Origin of the sequence: Allobosea sp. BK604 (assembly GCF_004341515.1) — a bacterium.
Taxonomy (GTDB): domain Bacteria; phylum Pseudomonadota; class Alphaproteobacteria; order Rhizobiales; family Beijerinckiaceae; genus Allobosea.
The window spans coordinates 1-19,153 of the sequence record NZ_SLZF01000001.1 but is presented as its reverse complement, the minus strand read 5'-3'; the positions used below and the strand labels follow the sequence as shown (position 1 = coordinate 19,153).

Below are 19,153 nucleotides of genomic sequence, written 5' to 3'. Positions count from 1 at the left end.
GGAGCGGTTGCTGCTCATCGGTCCGGTCTACCGGGCGATCTGCACCACCCCGCTTCGCGGCCTCCGCCGCTCCGCTTTACTGTCCTGACATCGACTGTTCTGCAAAGCGGGCCAGCCAAGACATTTCCGCGTTTCTGCTTTAGCGCATTCTCTTCGCGCGAACCGGTAGCCACCTCGCTCGAAAATGCCCTAACGCGCGAAGCGCCGGGCGCCGGCCACGCAAAGCGCGACGCCGGCCGCGACGGCGAGCATCGGCCAGCTCACCACTTCATGCAGCAAGGTCGCCGCCAGCAGCAGGCCGAAGAAGGGCTGCAGCAATTGCAATTGCCCGACCGAGGCGATGCCGCCCTGGGCCAGGCCGCGATACCAGAAGACGAAGCCGATCAGCATGCTGAACAGCGAGACATAGGCGAGGCCGAGCCAGGCCGTGCCACCGATTTGCGCGAGCGATGGCGGCAGGGTCAGCAGGCTCAGCCCGACCATGACCGGCAAGGACAGGACCAGCGCCCAGCAGATCACCTGCCAGCCGCCGAGCCTGCGCGAGAGCGCCGCTCCTTCGGCATAGCCGAGGCCGCAAATGATGACGGCAGCGAGCATCAGCAGGTCGCCGAGCGGCGAGGCGGTGAAGCCTTGCGCCATGGCGAAGCCGGCGACGAGTGCGCTGCCGATGCAGGAGAACAGCCAGAAGGCCGGGCGCGGGCGTTCGCCGGCGCGCATGACGCCGAAGGTCGCAGTGGCGAGCGGCAGCAGGCCGATGAAGACGATCGAATGGGCTGCGCTGACATGTTTCAGCGCGAGGGCAGTCAGCAGCGGGAAGCCGACGACCACGCTGATCGCCACGATCGCCAGCGGCCTCAGGTCGGCGCGCGCGGGGCGGCTCTGCCTGAAGGTGAGCAGCAGGGCGAGGGCGAGCAGACCGGCGATCGCAGCGCGGGCCACGGTCAGGAAGATCGGGTCGAAATCGACCACGGCCACGCGTGTCGCCGGCAGCGAGCCGCTGAAGATCAGCATCCCGAGAAAGCCGTTCAGCCAGCCGCTCAGCGTCTTGTCCATGTGGTGCACTCCGATTGCGGATTGCATTGATCGGAGCGCGCAACTTATCTAGAGACGCTTTCGGACAGTTGGGGCAAACTGTACTGCTCGGGAGGGCGATACAGATGACGGATCAGCTCGCGCGGCTGCAGGATGACGACACGCTTGTCGGCCAGGTCATGCAGGCCGTCCGGCAGCGCATAGCCGGGCGGACGCTGGTGCCGGGCGCCAAGCTGCCCTCGATCCGCGGCTTTGCCGAGACCATGGGTGTCTCCAAATCGACGGTGGTCGAGGCCTATGACCGGCTGGCTGCGGAGGGGGCGATCCGGCCGAGGCGCGGCTCGGGCTTCTATGTCGCGGGCCGCTTGCCGCCCTTGTCGCTGGCGGAGACCAGCCCGCGGCTCGACCGCGCGGTCGATCCGCTCTGGATCTCGCGGCAATCGCTCGATGGCCGGGAGGATGTGCTGAAGCCGGGTTGCGGCTGGCTGCCGGCCGCCTGGCTTCCGCAGGAGAGCTTGCGCCGGAGCTTGCGGGCGCTCGCCCGTACCGAACCCGCCACGCTCGCCGATTACGGCACGCCGCTCGGCCTGCCGACGCTGCGGCAGCTCTTGTCGCGGCGCATGGCCGAGCATGGCATCGACGCCGCGCCCGAGCAGATCATGCTCACCGAATCCGGCACGCAGGCGATCGACCTGCTTTGCCGATTCCTGATCGAGCCGGGCGATACCGTGCTGGTCGATGATCCCTGCTATTTCAACTTCCATGCGCTGCTGCGGGCGCATCGGGCGAAGATCGTCAGCGTGCCCTATACGCCGTCCGGGCCTGACATCGCCCAGTTCGAGCAGGTGCTGATCGAGCGCCGGCCGCGGCTCTACATCACGAATTCGGCGCTGCATAATCCGACCGGCGCGACCCTTTCGCCTGTCACCGCGCACCGCCTGCTCAAGCTCGCGGAGCAAGCGGGCCTGACGATCGTCGAGGACGATATCTTCGCCGATTTCGAGCAGGAGCCAGCGCCGCGGCTTGCGGCTTTCGACGGGCTGCAGCGGGTGATCCATATCGGCAGCTTCTCGAAGACGCTCTCGGCCTCGGTGCGTTGCGGCTTCATCGCGGCTCGGCCCGACTGGATCGAGGGGCTGATCGACCTCAAGATCGCCACCTCCTTCGGCGCCAGCCGCCTATCGGCCGAATTCGTGCTCGGCGCGCTCAAGGACGGGACCTATCGCAAGCATATGGACGGGCTGCGTGTCCGGCTCGGCCGTGCGATGGGGGAGGTCGCTGCAAAGCTGAAGGCGATCGGCATCGAGCCCTGGATCGAGCCGCGCGCCGGCATGCTGCTCTGGTGCCGTTTGCCGGAAGGGCTGGATGCGGCCGAGATTGCGCAGCGCGTGCTGGCGGAGAACATCGTCCTCGCTCCGGGCAATGCCTTCAGCCTGTCGCAATCGGCCGGCCGCTTCCTACGCTTCAATGTCGCGCAGTCGGGCGATCCGCGCATTTTCAGCGCGCTGGAGAACGCGATGAGGGGATGAGGATGCTGCAGTTTCTCGGCCGAGCTCAGGCCGCAGTGAAGCTGTGGAGGACGGGGCGTTCGGATCCCAGCTATTACTGCCGACGCTTGATTGCCTCCTTGAGCAACGCCACTGCCGCATCAGCATTCGCCTTCGGACCCTTGAGGCCGACAGCGACATAGTCGTTGCCGACGATGGCTCCGGATTGCCATTCGCCACCCATTTTCTTGCCCATGATCTCCATGACCGGTGTCCGGGCGACATAGGCTTTCGCGCCGATATTGGGCAGGGACCGGAACCCCTCCCAGCTTTCGAAGCCCCAATTCTTGAGTTGCAGGGCATTGCCCGCTGGAAACACGCTTATGCTCATCTTGTTGTCCGCGCCTTCACCGGACCAGGAGCATGCGGACGAGCCTGGCAGGAGGCCGCTCTCTGCATTGCCGACGGATGCGCCGACATAGGCAGCGGCCTCGTTCTGCGTGAATAGCTTGCATGTCGGGTTGTCGGCGCCCTGGGCTGCCAATCGGCCGCTGGATGCCGCGAGCAGGATTGTCGCCAAAACGGGGAGCATCAGTTTGCGCACGAGTTTGGCCTCCTGTTTCGACACAGGGGAGGCTACTGCGCCACGCGGGCGGCGTCCTGATGCAAATGAAGGATATCGGAGCGCTCGCGCATCGGATGGGGAGGCTGCCGCGCCGGGATAGGCCTGTCGGGAACTTCAGCCCTGATTTCTGTAGAGCTCGGCCAATACAGCGAATGCCGCCTTTTTTGTCGTCTTGTCCTCCGCAATCAGGCCCTTGCGGTTGAATCCCCGCTGAAAGCCCGTCTGGCGCCTTTCCGAACGGAAATCATAGAGGAGCCAGGCGGCCATGCCCCTGATCCACGGCGTCCTGGCGATGACGGCCATCTGGAGCCGGTAGAATTCGGCCTGCCAGTCTTCGCTGAAGAGAACGCGTCCTGCGCCGCGATGGCCAAACAGCGCGTCTGCCCCGGTCTCGCTGATGACAACGGGCTTGCCAGGGTCGGAATTCGCGACGAGCCGCTCGAGATTGGCGACGTCCGGCTCATACCATCCGAAGTACTCGTTGATCCCGATGACGTCGAGATGATCCGCCAGCCGATCCTCGATCGCGAAGCGCTCGCGGTTGATCAGGCAGGCTGCCGCGACGAGGCGGGTCGGGTCGGCTAGCCGCGCCCGCGTCGCAAGCCCCGCCATGAAACGGTAGCGCTCGTCGGTATCGGCATTCTCATTTCCGACTCCCCACATGACGATGCTGGCGCGATTGATGTCACGGGCGACCAGCTCCAGAAGCTGGTTTTCGGCATCGGCATAGGTCTCGGCATTGCCGAAGTCGATCGCCCAGTAGACCGGTATCTCGGCCCAGAGCAGGAGGCCTTCCTCATCGGCGATGAGTGCGACCAGCTCGTGATGAGGATAATGCGCAAGTCGCAGGAAATTTGCCCCGAGTTCGCGGGCGTGCCGGATGCGGCGGCGGATGTCGGCTTCGTTGCTGGTCTTGCCAAGCGTGACATCGTCCTCGTGGACGCAGGCACCGGCAAGGAAGATCGGCTCGCCATTGAGCAGGATCGTGGTGCCCTCGGTCCTGATCTCGCGGAAGCCGACCCGGTCTCGCCAGAGATCGGCGCCATGGCGGATTTCGACCTCATAGAGCTTCGGTGAAGCCGGCGACCAGAGCTGCGGGGCAGCCTCCAGCGTCAGGCGTCCCTCGCCAGCCGTAATGGCGACGGATGCCTCGACGCCCAGCTCCGGAATGGTGATCACCGCGCTACCGTCAACGGGGTCCGACAGCTTGACCGTCATGGCGATGGCGCGGAAGCCGCTGCCCGGCACAAGGGCGATTGCGGCCTGCCTGATGAAGGTCGCAGGCAGGCGCAAAAGCTCGACCTCGCGATAGAGCCCGCCATAGTTGAACCAGTCGAAATGATGCATCGGGACGCGGTCGGCGCGCCGGCGATTCTCGACCATGATCTGCAGCCGGTTCGACCCGGGCTCGAGCGCCTGCGTGAGCTCCAGCGAACAGGGGGTCGATCCGCCGCGATGACCACCGACGAAGCGTCCGTTGACGAATACCAGCAGACTATAATTTGCACCGGCGATCTGCAGGAACGCGCGCTCGCCGGAAGCGCCAGACCTCCAATCGAGGTCGCGCGTATACCAGGCCGCCCCCTCGAAATAGGTCCACTCGGGCTTGAGCAGATTCCAGCAGGAGGGGACCTGAACGAGCTCGCCGGCCTCGATCTCGTAGTCGCGCGGCGTCGGCCATTGCGACGGCGGAGTGTCGTCCTCGGCATACCATTTCTGGCGCAAACCCTCGTCGAACAGGTCGAGCGTCATCCGCCATGGGCCGGCGAGGCTTTCGACCGGGCGGCCACCGCCCTGCACGAGCGTCGCAGCGGTCACGTAGCCGGCCGCGAAGCCGTCGGCATAGCCCTCATCATGCAGATGGGCGAAGGGGTCGATCGCTGCCTTGCCCATTAGCCCTGCGTCTCCTTCCGGTAGCCGATGCCGACCATGCGCCGGAACGCCCAGGGCCAGCGGCCCGGCCAGAGCAAATCGGCGATCATGGCGACCGCGATCCAGCGGAACCAGGTCGCGAAGGTGTTGGACAAGCCCTGCGGTTCCTCATAGCCCCTGACCCAGCCATCCTGCCGGCGCACGCCGTCGCGCGTATCGGCGAAGCCGCCATCCGGGTTCTGGAAGGACAGCAGCGCTTCGAGCAGTTCCAGGCACCATTGCTCGATCGCGGCGCGGCGATAGCCGAGCATGGCGTGGCCGTTGACGAGAACATCGACGGCGTCGACATCGATGCAGGCGCTGTCGATGGCGGGCGGCAATGTCAGGCAATAGTCGAGCGCGCGCTCGTGGAAGGGCAGTGGCCTGCCGGTCTCGTACCAGAGATGGAAGTTGTGCATCGACCCGGCGAAGGCATGGAGCAGCTTCAAGGGATCGGACAATTGGCCGACGCCCCAGAAACCGGTCGAGGGCTCCTGGAGCCGATCATGCCAGGCGAAGAGCGTTTCAAGCGCGGCGTCGACCTGTGCCTTGACCGCAGCGTTCCCGTCCCGCGCCATCAACAGCAGGAAGCTGCCGAGATTGACGATGTTGTTGCCCTCCTGCCAGGGGTCGCGCAGGTCCCGCAGGCTGAGCCAGGCGCCGAGTTCCTTCACATCGAGGAAAGGCTCGGCGAAGGCGAGCAGCGGCTTGCGCGCCGGGTCGAGCGCCTCGATCGCCCCCAGGGAATAGTTCGTGACGTGGAAATCGATATAGCGCCACGTCTCGGTCCGATCGGGCTTCTTGAAGACGGCATCATCGGTCATGCCGGCGATGCGGAAGCGGCCGTCGGACAGGCGCCAGCGCTCGAACCACGCGACCAGCGTCGCGCGCTCGTCCGCTGACCAGTCGTCGAGGCCACCGATCAGCGACAGGAGGTTGATGCCGTTGTAGCTGCCCGGCAGGAGCATGCCGGGCCATTTGCCCGGGTCATGCTGCGCGCTGATGCGCATGACGCCCCGCGGCTCGCCAACGGCCTGCATGGTCGCGAGCCAGTCCAGTGTCCGGACTCGTGCAGCTTCGACACGTTGGGCCAAGGCCTCGCGCGCGTCATCGACCGCCATGTCCGTGCGTTTAGCCTGTGTCGCCGCCTGCATCATCCCTTCACCGCTCCTGCCGCCATGCCTGCCATCACGCGCTTCTGGGCGATCAGAAACAGGATCGCCACCGGCAATGTGGTGATCACGGACAGCGCCATGATCCCTTGAAAATTCGCGCCGAGCTCGCCGTTCATCGCCAGCAGCGCCACCGGCAGCGTGTAGGTGTCCGGCGTGCGCGAGATCACCAGAATCGGGAACCACTGCGCCCAGTTGAGCAGGAAGGAGATGATCGCCACCGTCGCCACGACCGGCGCCGCCATCGGCATCACCACCTTGAACAGCACCTGGGCTTCGCTTGCCCCGTCGATGATCGCGGCCTCGATCACCTCGGGCGGGATCGCCCGGAAGAACTGCTCGAACAGGAAGAACTGGATCGGCCCCAGCGCCAGGAACAGGATGATGCCCGAATAGGAGCCGAGCAGGCCAAGCTTGAACATGACCAGATAGACCGGGATCACCAGCAGCATATAGGGATACATGACGGTGATCAGGAAACCGTAGCGCAGGATGCTGAAGCCCGGCAGCCGGGGCTTGCGCACCAGGGCATAGGCGCCGAGCGCGGTGACCGTGACGCCGAGAATTGTCGAAGCGCAGGTTATCGCGACCGAGTTCAAGCCGTAGCGCCAGAGCTCGACCCCGCCGATGCGTCCGATCTCGGATAGAATCGAGAGATCGAAGCGCTCGGGCAACAGGCGCAACGGCGCCGAGAGCATCTCGCGGGTCGAGCGGAAAGCCGAGACCAGCATCCACCAGTAGGGATAGAGGAAGAGCAGGCTGACTCCGCCGGCGAGCGCATAAGCGCCGGCATAGGCGAGCGGCGAATGCCAGCCCGAAGGAGCGTCGGTGTCCTTCATCCGACTCTCCTGTCGCCGATGCGAAAGGCCGTCAGCGAGATCAGGATGACGATGGAAAAGAGGATCGTCGCCATCGCGGTCGCCTCGCCATAGCGGCCCTGGTCGAAGAGCTGGTAGGCGTAATAGCTGACGAAGTTGGTCTGGTCGCTTGGGCCGCCCTTGGTCATGACCACCACGACCGTGAAGGTCTTGAGGAACTGGATCAGCGCATAGACCGTGTTGATCATCAGCGCCGGGCGCAACTGCGGCAGGACGACGTAACGCCAGCGCTGCCAGGTGGTCGCGCCGTCGATATGGGCCGCCTCCTCCAGGGCCTTGTCGCGGATCGAGAGGTTGGCGAGGAAGATGATCACGTAGAAGCCGGCATGGTGCCAGAGCTCGGCGATGAGCACGGCCAGCATCGCCGTATTGGGGCTCGACAGGCCGCCGAAAGCCGGCAGGCCAAGGAGATCGAGCCCGGCATTGATGGCCCCGAAGGAGCGGTCGTAGAGCCAGCGCCAGACGACATAGCCGGCGACATCGGGCGTCACCACCGGCAGGAAGATGGCCAGGCGGAAAAACAGATTGCCGCGCTTGAGCAGGGTCGAGTCGAGCAGCGTCGCGAAGCCCAGTGCGAAGGCGAGGTTCGCGACAACGGAAAGCGCCGTATAGACCAGCGTGCGCGCCAGCGAGGCAAGAAAAACGGGATCGGCCAGTACGGCGGCATAGTTGGCGAGGCCGACATAGCTCGGGTTGGGCTTGAGCGCGCTGGCCGAGGCCGTGAACGAGACCTGGATCGAAAGCAGGATCGGCCAGATCCCGAACAGGATGGTCAGCGCAGCGAACGGCGCCACGAACAGATAGAAGACGCGATGCCCCCACGCCTCGTCGAGGCGACCGGCAAGGCCGGTTCGCTCATGCGCGATGGGGAGAGTGAGGCTGGTCATGCCTGGTTCCGAAAATAGTGCGTGACATGGCAGCGGACTGGCTCGCCCGAGGTGGCGTGATCGCCGAAGGCGCGCCGGATCCCGAGGCTACCCGGGATCACGGCCAGGATGCCGGCGGCACGCAGGGGGGCTCAGCCTTTCGACAGCTTCGCTGCGAGATCCCGCATCTCCTTGGCGGTCTCGGCGATGAAGGGTTTCCAGTCGGCCGGCGGATTGGCGAGGCCAGCGAGCAGCTTGCGGTGGAAGGCCGCCTCGAGCTCCGGGTAGAAGGGGTGGATCGATTCCGGGAAGTCGTAGGCGACAAGCTGGCCCTGGGCCTTGGCGAAGAATTGCTGGCGGTCGGAGAGCGTCGAAATGTCGAGATCCTTGCGCACGCCTGCCCCGACCGCCTCCAGCGAGGCCTGCTGCGCCTGCTTGTCGAGCAGGAACTTGGCGAATTCGACGGCAAGCGCCTTGTTGGGCGCGTTCTCCGGCACGGCGACGCCGCGCATGCCGCCGATCACCACCGCATTCGTCTCGCCTTCGGCGAAGCGAGGCCAGGGCCCGGAGATGAAATCGCCGTTCAGGACATTGGCGCCGTCCCATTTCTTCACGTTCCAGTCGCCGACGCGGAACATCCCGGCCCGGCCGCCCTCGATGACCTGGTACATCTCGTTGAACGAATGGTTGATCGTGTCGGGTGCGACGAATTTGTAAGACGAGTAGGTCTTTAGGAATTCCTCGAGCACCTGGGCATGTTTCGGCTCGTCGATGGTGATTTGGCCCGCAGGGTCGATCAACGTGTGGCGCACGCCCGTGCCGAAGGTGAACAGATCGAGCATATGGATCAGGTCGCGCGGCTTGGCGGCCTGCAGCGCGAAGCCGAAGGTGTCGGCCTTGCCATTGCCGTCCGGATCGGCGTCGCGGAATTTCACGGCGATGCGCTTCGCATCCTCCCAGGTCTCGGGGAATTTCTCGCCGGTCTTGTCGAGCCAGCTCTTGCGCACGCCGAGAGCCATCTGCACGCGCTGGACCGGCAGGATGATCATCTTGCCCTTGTAGGTCGCGACCTTGAGATCGTCCTCGGCCAGGAAGCCCTTGTCGGTGATGCCGGCGAGTACCGGCGTCATGTCCATGACCTTGCCGGTCTGGCTCTCGACACGGATGACGCGCTCGTAATTGTTGAAGATCAGGTCCGGCGCGGTGTCGGTGTTGAGCGCGCCGATCACCCGGCCGAACCACTGGTCCGTGGGGTAGGAGAGCGAGCGCACGGTGACCCCGGGCCTGCTCTTGGCGAATTCCGCGCCGGCGGCCTGGAACCACTTGATCCCGTTATCGCCGAGATCGTGCCAGACCGTCAGCTCCTGCGCCTTCAGCGGTGCGCAGAGCAGCATGGCGGCGCAGAAAGCTCCGCTCAGAACCTTGGCCAGTCGCATGGTCGATCCTCCCCGGGGTCCATTGTTGATTATGTTACGTAAACGTTTTCGTTGACTTATCATAAGGCGAACTCGATCAAGACATCAAGGGGCCTGGAGATGGGCCTGGGCGGAGGGACGCAAGTGGCTGGCAAAGCGCGACAATCGATCCGAAGCGGGGCCGCTGTGCCAGAGCGCGGCGTCTCGATCCGCGCGGTGGCGGAGCGCGCCCAAGTCTCGATCGCGACGGTCTCGCGTGTCGTCAACGGCGTCGCCAACATGGCCTCGCCAGAGACGGTTGCGCGGGTCAGGGCGGCGATCGCCGATCTTGGCTACAGGCCGAGCAGTGCCGGACGGTCGCTACGCCAGCGCCAGAGCCGGCTGGTGGCCGTGATCGCAGCCAATCTCGGTAACCCGGCGATGACTGCGATCGCTGCCTCCGTCGAGGTTGCGCTCCGCACGCGCGGCCTCGTGCTGGCACTGTGCGACAGCCATGACCGGGCCGAGTTGCAGGATGAATATCTGCTGGAGATGCGCGCGCATCTCGTGCGGGCGACGGTGCTGCTCGGCGTTGTGAAGAGCCCTCAGCTCGACATGATGCGGGAGGCCGGCGAGCCCTTGATCTTCGTGAACCGACGCTGCCCCGGCGACGACGGCCAACCCTTCATCGGCATCGACAACCGCCAGGCCGGCCGGGATGCGGCCAGCTTCTTCCTCAGGCGCGGCGTGCGCGACATCGCGGTGATCCACGGTCATCTCGACTCCTCTGCGACGGTCGAACGCATTGGCGGCATCGCCGAATCCTTCGTCGCGGCAGGTGCGCCGCTCCCGCCCGAACGTTTCCTGACCACCGCCGGAGCGGAACATCTGGAGATCGGCTATCGGGCCGCAGGGGCGTTGCTTGAGGCGGGCACGCTGCCGGCCGGTTTCGCCTGCGCCAGCGACATGATCGCTTTTGGCGCGCATCGCCGGCTGGTCGAGGCGGGCCTCGAGGCGGGCGGCACGCCGCACCTGCTCGGTTTCGACGACAATCCCCTCAATCCCTGGATCGCGCCGTGGCTGTCATCGATCCGGATTCCGTATCCAGCCTATGGCGAGGCGCTCCTGACGATGATGGACCCAGACGCTCCGCGCGAAGTCATCTTGCGGCATGAGGTCATCGATCGATCGGTAGCCTGACTTTAGTGCTGGCGCATCGTCTCCGAGTTCGAGCGCACGCTTGTTGAGGGCTTGCGCGATCGCGATGTTCGATATAAAGATATCTTTATATCTTTTTTCGAACGATCGCGGAGATCAAGCGCTTGCGTCAGCCCACCATGCTCTCCTCGGCATCCCTGCTCGCGGGCCTGCGCGCCGCCGGCGAGGAGACGCGGCTGCGGATCGTGGCCCTGCTGGCCGAGGGCGAGCTTTCGGTCTCCGATCTCACCGACATTCTCGGCCAGTCGCAACCACGCATCTCGCGCCATCTCAAGCTTCTGGCCGAAGCCGGGCTGGTCCGGCGCTATCGCGAGGGCGCCTGGGCCTTCTTTCGGCTCGACGAGGCCGGCGCGGGCGGTGCCTTCGCCGCCTCGCTGGCGGCTTGGCTCGATCGCTCCGATCCGGTGCTGGTGGCCGATCGGGAGCGGCTCGCCGCGGTCCGGGCGGCGCGTGCGGACGCGGCGCAATCCTATTTCGCCAGCGTGGCCCGCGACTGGGACAGGCTGCGCTCGCTGCATGTCCCGGATGATGCGGTCGAGGCCGCTGTCGAGGCCGCGGTCGGCGAGGGCTCGCCCGGCGCGATGCTCGATCTCGGCACCGGCACCGGCCGGATGCTGGAACGGATCGCGCCCAAGTTCGGCCGGGCGGTCGGTGTCGATGCCAGCCATGCCATGCTGGCGGTGGCGCGGGCCAATCTGGAGAAGGCGGGGCTGTCGCGCGTCGAACTGCGCCAGGGCGATATCCATGCACTGCCCTTCGCGCGCGGCTCGTTCGATGTCGTGGTGATCCATCAGGTCCTGCATTTCCTCGAAGACCCGGGCCGGGCCCTGCGGGAGGCTGCGGCCATGCTCGCGCCCGGAGGCCGGCTGATCGTGGTCGATTTCGCGCCGCATGAGATGGAGTTCCTGCGCAGCGAGCACGCGCATCGCCGCCTCGGCTTCTCGCGTGCCCAGATCGCAGGCTGGTTCGCCGAGGCCGGGCTCGTCTGCGATCTCGCCGAGGAAGTGACGGCGGCGGACGGTGCGCCCGGACAACTCTCAGTAATGCTCTGGCGCGGCCGCGACCGCCGCCAGCAAGGTGATTTCCCGTTGCGCCAAACCCAGTTCGAGGTGGCCTGATGAACGCTTTCCGCCCCAGCCGGCATGGCTCGCGCCGTCCCCGCGTCTCCTTCGAGTTCTTTCCGCCGAAGACCCCGGAGATGGAGGTTGCGCTCTGGGAAAGCGTGCGCCGACTAGAGCCGCTGAAGCCCTCCTTCGTCTCGGTGACCTATGGCGCCGGTGGCTCGACGCGCGAGCGCACCCACAACACGGTCAAGCGCATGGTCGATGAGACCGGCCTCAAGCCGGCCGCGCACCTGACCTGCGTATCCGCCACCTGCGGCGAGGTCGACGAGGTCATTCGCTCCTACTGGACGGCGGGCGTGCGCCATATCGTTGCGCTGCGCGGCGATCCGGCTGGCGGGCTCGGCACGGCCTATGAACCGCATCCGCAGGGCTATCACCAGACCTGCGATCTGGTGGCCGGCATCCGCAAGATCGGCGATTTCGAGGTTACGGTCTCGGCCTATCCCGAGAAGCATCCTGAAGCCGCTTCGCTCGATGCCGATATCGACGCGCTGAAGAAGAAGGTCGATGCCGGCGCGACGCGCGCCATCACCCAGTTCTTCTTCGATAACGACGTCTATTTCCGCTATCTCGACAAGGTCCGCGCCCGCGGCATCGACATCCCGATCCTGCCCGGGATCGTGCCGGTGCAGAACTTCAAGCAGACCGCGAATTTCGCGACCAAGACCGGCGCGAGCGTGCCGCAATGGCTGGCCGACCGGTTCGAGGGGCTGGAAGACGACGCAGCGACGCGCCGGCTGGTGGCTGCGGCGGTCTGCGCAGAGCAGGTGCTCGACCTGATCGACCGCGGCGTTTCCGACCTGCATTTCTACACGATGAACAAGGCCGATCTGGTCTATGCGATCTGCCATCTCGTCGGCCTGAAGCCGGACAAGAGCGTGCAGCAGCAGGCGGCTGCGGAGTAAGGAGCGTCATTGCGAGCGCGGCGAAGCAATCCAGGGGCCTCGCGCACTCCCCCTGGATTGCTTCGTCGCTCCGCTGCTCGCAACGACGGAAGAGACGATACGAAACGAGTGTCATGACGAAAGCGTCCGTGATGTCAGACTACAAGCCCACACCCGTCGACGGCGCCGAGATCGAGCGCGCTTTGCGCCAGGCCGCCTCCGAACGCATCCTCGTGCTCGATGGCGCGATGGGGACGCAGATCCAGAACCTGAAGCTCTCCGAGGCCGAGTTCCGGGCCGAGCGCTTCAAGGGCTGGAACCATGACCTCAAGGGCAATAACGACCTTCTGGTGCTGACCCAGCCGGAGGCGATCCGCGACATCCATCTCGCCTATTTCAGGGCGGGCGCCGATATCGTCGAGACCAATACCTTCTCCTCGACCGCGATCGCCCAGGCCGATTACGGCATGGAAGAGCTGGTCTACGAGCTCAATGTCGAATCGGCGAGGCTGGCGCGCGAGGCGGCGATGCTCGCGCAGAAGGCCGATGGCCGGCGCCGCTTCGTCGCCGGCGCGATCGGCCCGACCAACCGCACGCTCTCTATTTCGCCCGACGTCAACAATCCCGGCTTCCGCGCCGTGAGCTTCGACCAGGTGCGCGAATCCTATGCCGAGCAGGTGCGCGGGCTGATCGATGGCGGCGCCGAGCTGATGCTGATCGAGACCATCTTCGACACGCTCAATGCCAAGGCGGCGATCGTGGCGATCGAGGAGGTCTATCGCGAGCGGGGCATCCGCCTGCCGGTGATGATCTCCGGCACGATCACCGATCTCTCCGGCCGAACCCTCTCGGGCCAGACGACCGAAGCCTTCTGGAACGCGGTGCGCCATGCCCGCCCGCTGACCGTCGGCCTCAATTGCGCGCTCGGCGCGCGCGAGATGCGGGCGCATATCAAGGACCTGTCGCGCGTCGCCGAGACGCTGATCTGCGCTTATCCGAATGCCGGCCTGCCGAACGAGTTCGGCCTCTATGACGAGCGACCGGAGGCGACCGCCGGCATGCTGGCCGAGTTCGCCGATGCCGGCCTCGTCAACATTGTCGGTGGCTGCTGCGGCACGACGCCGGGTCATATCGAGGCGATCGCGCAGGCCGTCGCCGGCAAGGCGCCGCGGGCCATTCCCTCGCCCAAGCCCTATCTCAGGCTTGCCGGGCTGGAGCCGTTCACGCTCGACGAGACGATTCCCTTCGTGAATGTCGGCGAGCGCACCAACGTCACCGGCTCGGCCAAATTCCGGAAGCTGATCACCAATGGCGATTATGCCGCGGCGCTCGATGTGGCGCGCGACCAGGTCGCCAACGGCGCGCAGGTGATCGACGTCAACATGGACGAGGGCCTGCTCGATTCCGAGAAGGCGATGACCGAGTTTCTCAACCTGATCGCCTCGGAGCCGGACATCTCGCGCGTGCCGATCATGGTCGACTCGTCGAAATTCCATGTCATCGAGGCCGGACTGAAGACGATCCAGGGCAAGCCGATCGTCAACTCGATCTCGATGAAGGAAGGCGAGGAGGCGTTCCTCGAGCATGCTCGCATCTGCCGGAACTATGGCGCGGCCGTCGTCGTCATGGCCTTCGACGAGAAGGGCCAGGCCGATACCTACGAGCGCAAGATCGAGATCTGCACGCGGGCCTACAAGCTGCTGACCGAGGTCGCGGGCTTTCCGCCGGAAGATATCATCTTCGATCCGAACATCTTCGCTGTCGCGACCGGGATCGAGGAGCACGATAATTACGGCAACGACTTCATTGAGGCGACGAAGACGATCCGCGAGACGCTACCGGGCGCACATATCTCGGGCGGTGTCTCGAACCTGTCCTTCTCGTTCCGCGGCAACGAGAAGGTCCGCGAGGCGATGCATTCGGTCTTCCTGTACCATTGCATCAAGGTCGGCATGGATATGGGCATCGTCAATGCCGGCCAGCTCGGCAGTTATGACGATCTCGATCCGGAATTGCGCGAGCTTTGTGAGGATGTGGTCCTCAACCGGCGCAAGGATTCGACCGAGCGCCTGCTCGAGGCCGCGCCGCGCTTCAAGGGCGACGGCTCGCAGGCGGTCTCGGGCAAGGATCTCGCCTGGCGAGAGGCTGATGTGCACAAGCGGCTCGAGCACGCGCTGGTCAACGGCATCACCGAGTTCATCGACCGCGATACTGAAGAGGCGCGGCTCCAGGCCGACAAGCCGCTCCATGTCATCGAGGGGCCGCTGATGGCCGGCATGAACGTGGTCGGCGACCTGTTCGGCGCCGGCAAGATGTTCCTGCCGCAGGTGGTGAAATCGGCTCGCGTGATGAAGCAGGCCGTCGCCTATCTGATGCCTTACATGGAGGAGGAGAAGCGCCTGAATGGTGGCGCCGAGCGCTCTGCCGCCGGCAAGGTGCTGATGGCGACGGTGAAGGGCGATGTCCACGATATCGGCAAGAACATCGTCGGCGTCGTGCTCCAGTGCAATAATTACGAGGTCATCGATCTCGGCGTGATGGTGCCGACGCAAAAGATCCTGGACACTGCGCGCAAGGAGAAGGTCGACATCATCGGTCTCTCCGGCCTGATCACACCCTCGCTCGACGAGATGGTGACCGTCGCCTCCGAGATGGAGCGCGAGGGCTTCGATATCCCGCTGCTGATCGGCGGGGCGACGACGAGCCGCGTCCATACCGCGGTGAAGATCCATCCGGCCTATGATCGCGGCCAGACTGTCTATGTCACCGACGCCTCGCGCGCGGTCGGCGTCGTTTCCAGCCTGCTTTCGCAGGACCAGAAGCCGGGCTATGTCGAGGGCATCAAGACCGAATACGCCAAGGTCGCCGATGCGCATCGCCGCTCGGAGGCGGACAAACAGCGCCTGCCTCTGGCCAAGGCGCGCGCCAACGCCTTCAAGCCGGACTGGGCGGGCTACAAGCCGCCGAAGCCGAGTTTCCTCGGCACGCGTGTCTTCGGTACCTACGACATTGCCGAGCTGGTGCCGTTGATCGACTGGACGCCGTTCTTCCAGACCTGGGAGCTGAAAGGCCGTTTCCCGGCCATTCTCGAAGACGAGAAGCAGGGCGAGGCGGCGCGTGCGCTCTGGGACGATGCCCAGGCCATGCTGAAGCGCGTGGTCGAGGAGCGCTGGTTCAATCCCAAGGCGGTGATCGGCTTCTGGCCGGCCAATGCGGTCGGCGACGATATCCGCCTCTATACCGGCGAGAGCCGGCAGGAGGCGCTGACGACGCTGCACGGGCTGCGCCAGCAGCTGTCGAAGCGCGACGGCAAGCCCAATATGTGCCTGTCCGACTTCGTCGCGCCCGAGGGCGGGGCGGCCGATTATGTCGGCGCCTTCGTCGTGACGGCTGGTGCGGAGGAGGAGCGCATCTCCGAGCGCTTCGCCCGCGATAACGATGATTACCGCTCGATCATGGTCAAGGCGCTGGCCGATCGCATCGCCGAAGCTTTTGCCGAGCGCATGCACCAGCGCGTGCGCACCGAGTTCTGGGGCTATGCGGCGGACGAGAATTTCTCGAACGAGGACCTGATCCGCGAGGAATACCAGGGCATCCGCCCGGCGCCGGGCTATCCCGCTCAGCCCGACCACACGGAGAAGGCGACGCTGTTCGAGCTGCTCCAGGCCGAGCGCCGCGTCGGCGTCAAGCTGACCGAGAGCTTTGCGATGTGGCCGGGTTCCTCGGTCTCGGGACTCTACTTCTCGCACCCGGACGCCTACTATTTCGGCGTCGCCAAGGTCGAGCGCGATCAGGCCGAGGATTATGCCGCGCGCAAGGGCATGGCGATTCACGAGGTCGAACGGTGGCTGTCTCCGATCCTGAACTACGACCCGGCGAGCTACCGGCTGGAAGCGGCGGAATAAGCCTGCGGGCGGCGACGCCCGCCGACCTGCCGCGCATCCACGCCATCCGGCATGGCGTGACCGAGAACATCCTTCGCGACCGGTCCAAGGTCAGCGATGCCGAGGTCGCCTGGTATATGGAGCAGGCGGTCTTCCTGGTCAGCGAGGCCGATGGCGAGATCGCAGGCTTCACCTGCGCCAACCATCAGTCCGCCCTTGTCTGGGCGCTGTTCATCGACCCTGCGCATGAGGGACGCGGGCACGGCCGGGCGTTGCTCGATGCGGCGCTGGCGCGGCTCGTCGAGAACGGGCACCGCCAGGCCTGGCTGACGACGGGCGCCGGCACGCGGGCCGAGCGCTTCTATCGCGAGCATGGCTGGCGCGACATGGGGCGGCACCTGGACGGGCAGGTGGTGTTCGTAAGGGAACTCTGACCGGCGCTGGGAACGCACCGGCAGGGACAGTGCTCACTTGCTCGGTGAGCACTGCTGTAGGATCGCGCTATTGGCCGGCCACGCTGGGAAGTCCCTGGCCTCGCCTGACGGGAGGCGGGTTCCATTTTCCCGCCAGCGCTTCCGACTTGGGTCCATAGAGGCGCATCGTCAGGTTGAAGGCTCCCTGTGGCGCCGGCAGCCAGTTCGCTTCCTTGTCCTGGCCGGGGCTTTCGCTTTGGATATAGAGGGTGAGGGAGCCGTCAGGGTTGTAGTTGAACGGCATCCAGCTGCTGACGGCGAAGCGGTTCAATGTGTTGGCGACCTGGAAGCCATCGGAATCGTAGAGCGTGACCGACCAGAATGCATTCACAGGCGGCGCCGCGCCCTTCTCGAACTGCAGCGTGTATCGGTTGGTGCCATCGAGAGGGCGGCCCGCCTCGTCGCCGAGATTGAGCGGATAGATTGCGTCCTCCGGCAAATTCGCTCCGAGACCGAGCTGAGCCACGATCGCGCGCTTGAGATAGTAATTGCCGTAGACTCCCATGGTGTCGGTGTTCATCGACCAATGGTTGGCGACGCGCGCGAGTGTCTCGACCTTCCACTCCATCAGCCTGCGTGCAGTGTCGGGCGCGGCTTCTAGAGCCTTTTTGACTACCGGCGGGGCCTTGTCGAAGTCAAAATCCTTGCCGCGCTCGATGCCGAGGCGCTTCATCTGCGCGATGATCGGCTCATCGGTGAGATGTGACGGATTCTGCTTGAGGAGCTCGGCTGCATAGGCGAAGTATTTCGCCGGGGGCATGGTATCGACCTGGACCTTCGGCGCGGTCTTCATGTCGACGCTCGGATCGATCTTCACCTCGACCGGCTTCGGCGTCTTGCCCCAGTCCGAGAGCATTGCGAGCTTGTAGCCGGCCTGGATCTTGTGAACGGCGTCATAATCGGGCGGGCCATCCGTCTTCGTGCGGCCGATGATCCAGACAAAAGGTGTCGGGGCGGTGATGCGCTCCAGCCCATCGGGCACCGCGCCGGTCCAGCCTTGCGGAGCAACCAGGAAACTGCGCGCCTGCGTGCCGGTCGTGCGCCATCCCGGCGAGGCAAAGACATCCGTCCACATATCGAGCATCGGCAGCAGGTAGTAGCGTCCGCCGGTGTCGGGAACCGAGACAACGACCGGCTCCTTCGTCATGTCCAGCCATGCGACCGAATACAGAGTGTCGAAGTTCGGGCGGACCACGTCCCTGAAATTGGCCGGAGGAAATGCCGGCACGTTCACGAAGGTGTTCATCGGGCCGCGCCCGAGGGCTTTTCCCGGCTCGATATTGGTCGCCTGTCGCCGCGTGATGTCCATCGTCACGAGCGGGTAGAAGTAGATATACGCGTCGGCGGCGATTGACCGGGCCTCGTCCTCGGAGATCGCTGGCGGTGTCTGAGCTGCTGCGCCTTGCGCTGCGAAAAAGCCTAAAAACAGAGAGAACGAGAGTAAAAGCGAGCTTTTATTCATCCTAACCCCCAAATTTCGCAAAGGCATTTCTGTGGTCGTCGCTCCGTCCAGAGAATTTTCGCGGTTCCCGGAATCGCGAAAATACTCTAACCTTTTGTTCTGACGCATTTTCTTTACGCGAACCGGTATCCACTTCGCTCGAAAATGCTCTAGTCGCCCGGAAACGCAATGCGGCCGGGGGCAGGCTCCGCCAAGAGAGCCGAGCACACCATTACGAGCACACCATTATATGACACGAGAACTCGCCGTATACTGAAATCGCTCGACGAAAGCTTGTTGCGAATAGTGCTGACTGCGCGGGTCGGCTGATCTGCCCAGGCACGCGTCGCTCACGCATCGGGGCGATTTCAATCGGCCTCGGCCTGCTTCAGTTGCCCGGCTTGATCGCTACGCTTCGGGCCACGACTTCGATTGCCGGCTTCAGGGCTGCGAAAGCATCCCTCTCGATGGTGACGGACATGCCGATCATCCGGCCACTCCTCGCAATCGCCTGATAGCGCGGGGCCGGTGAACAACCGGCCGGCCGACCCAGCGCAAGCGATCGAGGTCATTCCTAGGGGACGGGCGGGCTACCGGCCCATCCCCTTTGATCTGCCAGCATTCGGTGAGTTTATGGCTCCAGACGAGCCTCCTGCGAACGACCGCTAACGACCGATACCGTTGAAAAAGTCGGCCTGCGAGCGAGGCGATCACGGGCGGCGATTTGCCGGCGAGCGTCTTCGCCCGTCACGCGGCCCTGATTT

At 64.9% G+C, this 19,153-nt stretch carries 14 protein-coding genes; 6 read left to right on the top strand and 8 right to left on the bottom strand.

Features of this window, described 5'->3' with window-relative positions; translation table 11 throughout:
* Positions 1-189: 189 nt before the first annotated feature.
* Complete coding sequence (locus EV560_RS00070; protein WP_131852778.1) at positions 190-1,053, bottom strand: DMT family transporter; 864 nt, start codon at positions 1,051-1,053, stop codon at positions 190-192.
* A gap of 104 nt (positions 1,054-1,157) precedes the next feature.
* On the opposite strand from EV560_RS00070, the gene EV560_RS00065 reads away from it, so the two are divergent.
* On the top strand, positions 1,158-2,561 hold the full coding sequence (locus tag EV560_RS00065) for an aminotransferase-like domain-containing protein (RefSeq protein WP_131852776.1): 1,404 nt from the start codon (positions 1,158-1,160) through the stop codon (positions 2,559-2,561).
* Between the two features lie 73 nt (positions 2,562-2,634).
* Here EV560_RS00065 and EV560_RS00060 read toward each other — a convergent pair whose 3' ends face one another.
* The 6 genes from EV560_RS00060 to EV560_RS00035 all read right to left on the bottom strand — a co-directional run bounded on the left by EV560_RS00060 (position 2,635) and on the right by EV560_RS00035 (position 9,407).
* The gene (locus EV560_RS00060) at positions 2,635-3,123 is read right to left on the bottom strand and encodes a hypothetical protein (RefSeq protein WP_131852774.1); all 489 of its coding nucleotides are present in this window, start codon (positions 3,121-3,123) and stop codon (positions 2,635-2,637) included.
* Positions 3,124-3,258: 135 nt separating this feature from the next.
* Positions 3,259-5,037, bottom strand: a complete 1,779-nt coding sequence (locus tag EV560_RS00055) for a glycoside hydrolase family 2 protein (RefSeq protein WP_131852772.1) — start codon at positions 5,035-5,037, stop codon at positions 3,259-3,261.
* Positions 5,037-6,176, bottom strand: a complete 1,140-nt coding sequence (locus EV560_RS00050) for a hypothetical protein (RefSeq protein ID WP_131852770.1) — start codon at positions 6,174-6,176, stop codon at positions 5,037-5,039. Before EV560_RS00050 ends, EV560_RS00055 begins: the two co-directional genes overlap by 1 nt.
* 32 nt (positions 6,177-6,208) lie before the next feature.
* The gene (locus EV560_RS00045; protein ID WP_131852768.1) at positions 6,209-7,066 is read right to left on the bottom strand and encodes a carbohydrate ABC transporter permease; all 858 of its coding nucleotides are present in this window, start codon (positions 7,064-7,066) and stop codon (positions 6,209-6,211) included.
* Positions 7,063-7,992, bottom strand: a complete 930-nt coding sequence (locus tag EV560_RS00040; protein WP_131852766.1) for a carbohydrate ABC transporter permease — start codon at positions 7,990-7,992, stop codon at positions 7,063-7,065. The genes EV560_RS00045 and EV560_RS00040 overlap by 4 nt, the downstream gene beginning before the upstream one ends.
* Positions 7,993-8,123: 131 nt before the next feature.
* Positions 8,124-9,407, bottom strand: a complete 1,284-nt coding sequence (locus EV560_RS00035; RefSeq protein WP_165923246.1) for an ABC transporter substrate-binding protein — start codon at positions 9,405-9,407, stop codon at positions 8,124-8,126.
* Positions 9,408-9,530: 123 nt separating this feature from the next.
* Here EV560_RS00035 and EV560_RS00030 point away from each other — a divergent pair, with 123 nt between their 5' ends.
* From EV560_RS00030 to EV560_RS00010, 5 genes are all read left to right on the top strand, one after another.
* Complete coding sequence (locus EV560_RS00030; protein ID WP_165923245.1) at positions 9,531-10,565, top strand: LacI family DNA-binding transcriptional regulator; 1,035 nt, start codon at positions 9,531-9,533, stop codon at positions 10,563-10,565.
* A 137-nt stretch (positions 10,566-10,702) separates the two neighbouring features.
* Positions 10,703-11,701 (top strand): ArsR/SmtB family transcription factor, encoded by a 999-nt coding sequence (locus EV560_RS00025; RefSeq protein ID WP_131854670.1) that lies wholly within the window; start codon positions 10,703-10,705, stop codon positions 11,699-11,701.
* Positions 11,701-12,612 (top strand): methylenetetrahydrofolate reductase [NAD(P)H], encoded by a 912-nt coding sequence (gene metF / locus EV560_RS00020; RefSeq protein ID WP_131852760.1) that lies wholly within the window; start codon positions 11,701-11,703, stop codon positions 12,610-12,612. The genes EV560_RS00025 and metF overlap by 1 nt, the downstream gene beginning before the upstream one ends.
* A 131-nt stretch (positions 12,613-12,743) precedes the next feature.
* Entirely contained in the window at positions 12,744-16,496 is a 3,753-nt protein-coding gene (gene metH, locus EV560_RS00015) for a methionine synthase (RefSeq protein WP_131854669.1), read from the top strand.
* Complete coding sequence (locus EV560_RS00010; protein ID WP_131852758.1) at positions 16,436-16,909, top strand: GNAT family N-acetyltransferase; 474 nt, start codon at positions 16,436-16,438, stop codon at positions 16,907-16,909. The genes metH and EV560_RS00010 overlap by 61 nt, the downstream gene beginning before the upstream one ends.
* A 67-nt stretch (positions 16,910-16,976) precedes the next feature.
* On the opposite strand, the gene EV560_RS00005 is transcribed toward EV560_RS00010, so the two are convergent.
* Positions 16,977-18,410: a DUF1254 domain-containing protein gene (locus tag EV560_RS00005; protein ID WP_131852756.1), complete on the bottom strand. Its 1,434-nt coding sequence runs from the start codon at positions 18,408-18,410 to the stop codon at positions 16,977-16,979.
* Positions 18,411-19,153 lie beyond the last annotated feature (743 nt).

Coding starts and splice junctions, on each gene's coding strand:
- EV560_RS00045 (WP_131852768.1), bottom strand. CDS start 7,066: ATGAAGGACACCGACGCTCCTTCGGGCTGGCATTCGCCGCTCGCCTAT.
- EV560_RS00070 (WP_131852778.1), bottom strand. CDS start 1,053: ATGGACAAGACGCTGAGCGGCTGGCTGAACGGCTTTCTCGGGATGCTG.
- EV560_RS00035 (WP_165923246.1), bottom strand. CDS start 9,407: ATGCGACTGGCCAAGGTTCTGAGCGGAGCTTTCTGCGCCGCCATGCTG.
- EV560_RS00005 (WP_131852756.1), bottom strand. CDS start 18,410: ATGAATAAAAGCTCGCTTTTACTCTCGTTCTCTCTGTTTTTAGGCTTT.
- metF (WP_131852760.1), top strand. CDS start 11,701: ATGAACGCTTTCCGCCCCAGCCGGCATGGCTCGCGCCGTCCCCGCGTC.
- EV560_RS00055 (WP_131852772.1), bottom strand. CDS start 5,037: ATGGGCAAGGCAGCGATCGACCCCTTCGCCCATCTGCATGATGAGGGC.
- EV560_RS00025 (WP_131854670.1), top strand. CDS start 10,703: ATGCTCTCCTCGGCATCCCTGCTCGCGGGCCTGCGCGCCGCCGGCGAG.
- EV560_RS00065 (WP_131852776.1), top strand. CDS start 1,158: ATGACGGATCAGCTCGCGCGGCTGCAGGATGACGACACGCTTGTCGGC.
- EV560_RS00040 (WP_131852766.1), bottom strand. CDS start 7,992: ATGACCAGCCTCACTCTCCCCATCGCGCATGAGCGAACCGGCCTTGCC.
- metH (WP_131854669.1), top strand. CDS start 12,744: ATGTCAGACTACAAGCCCACACCCGTCGACGGCGCCGAGATCGAGCGC.
- EV560_RS00050 (WP_131852770.1), bottom strand. CDS start 6,176: ATGGCGGTCGATGACGCGCGCGAGGCCTTGGCCCAACGTGTCGAAGCT.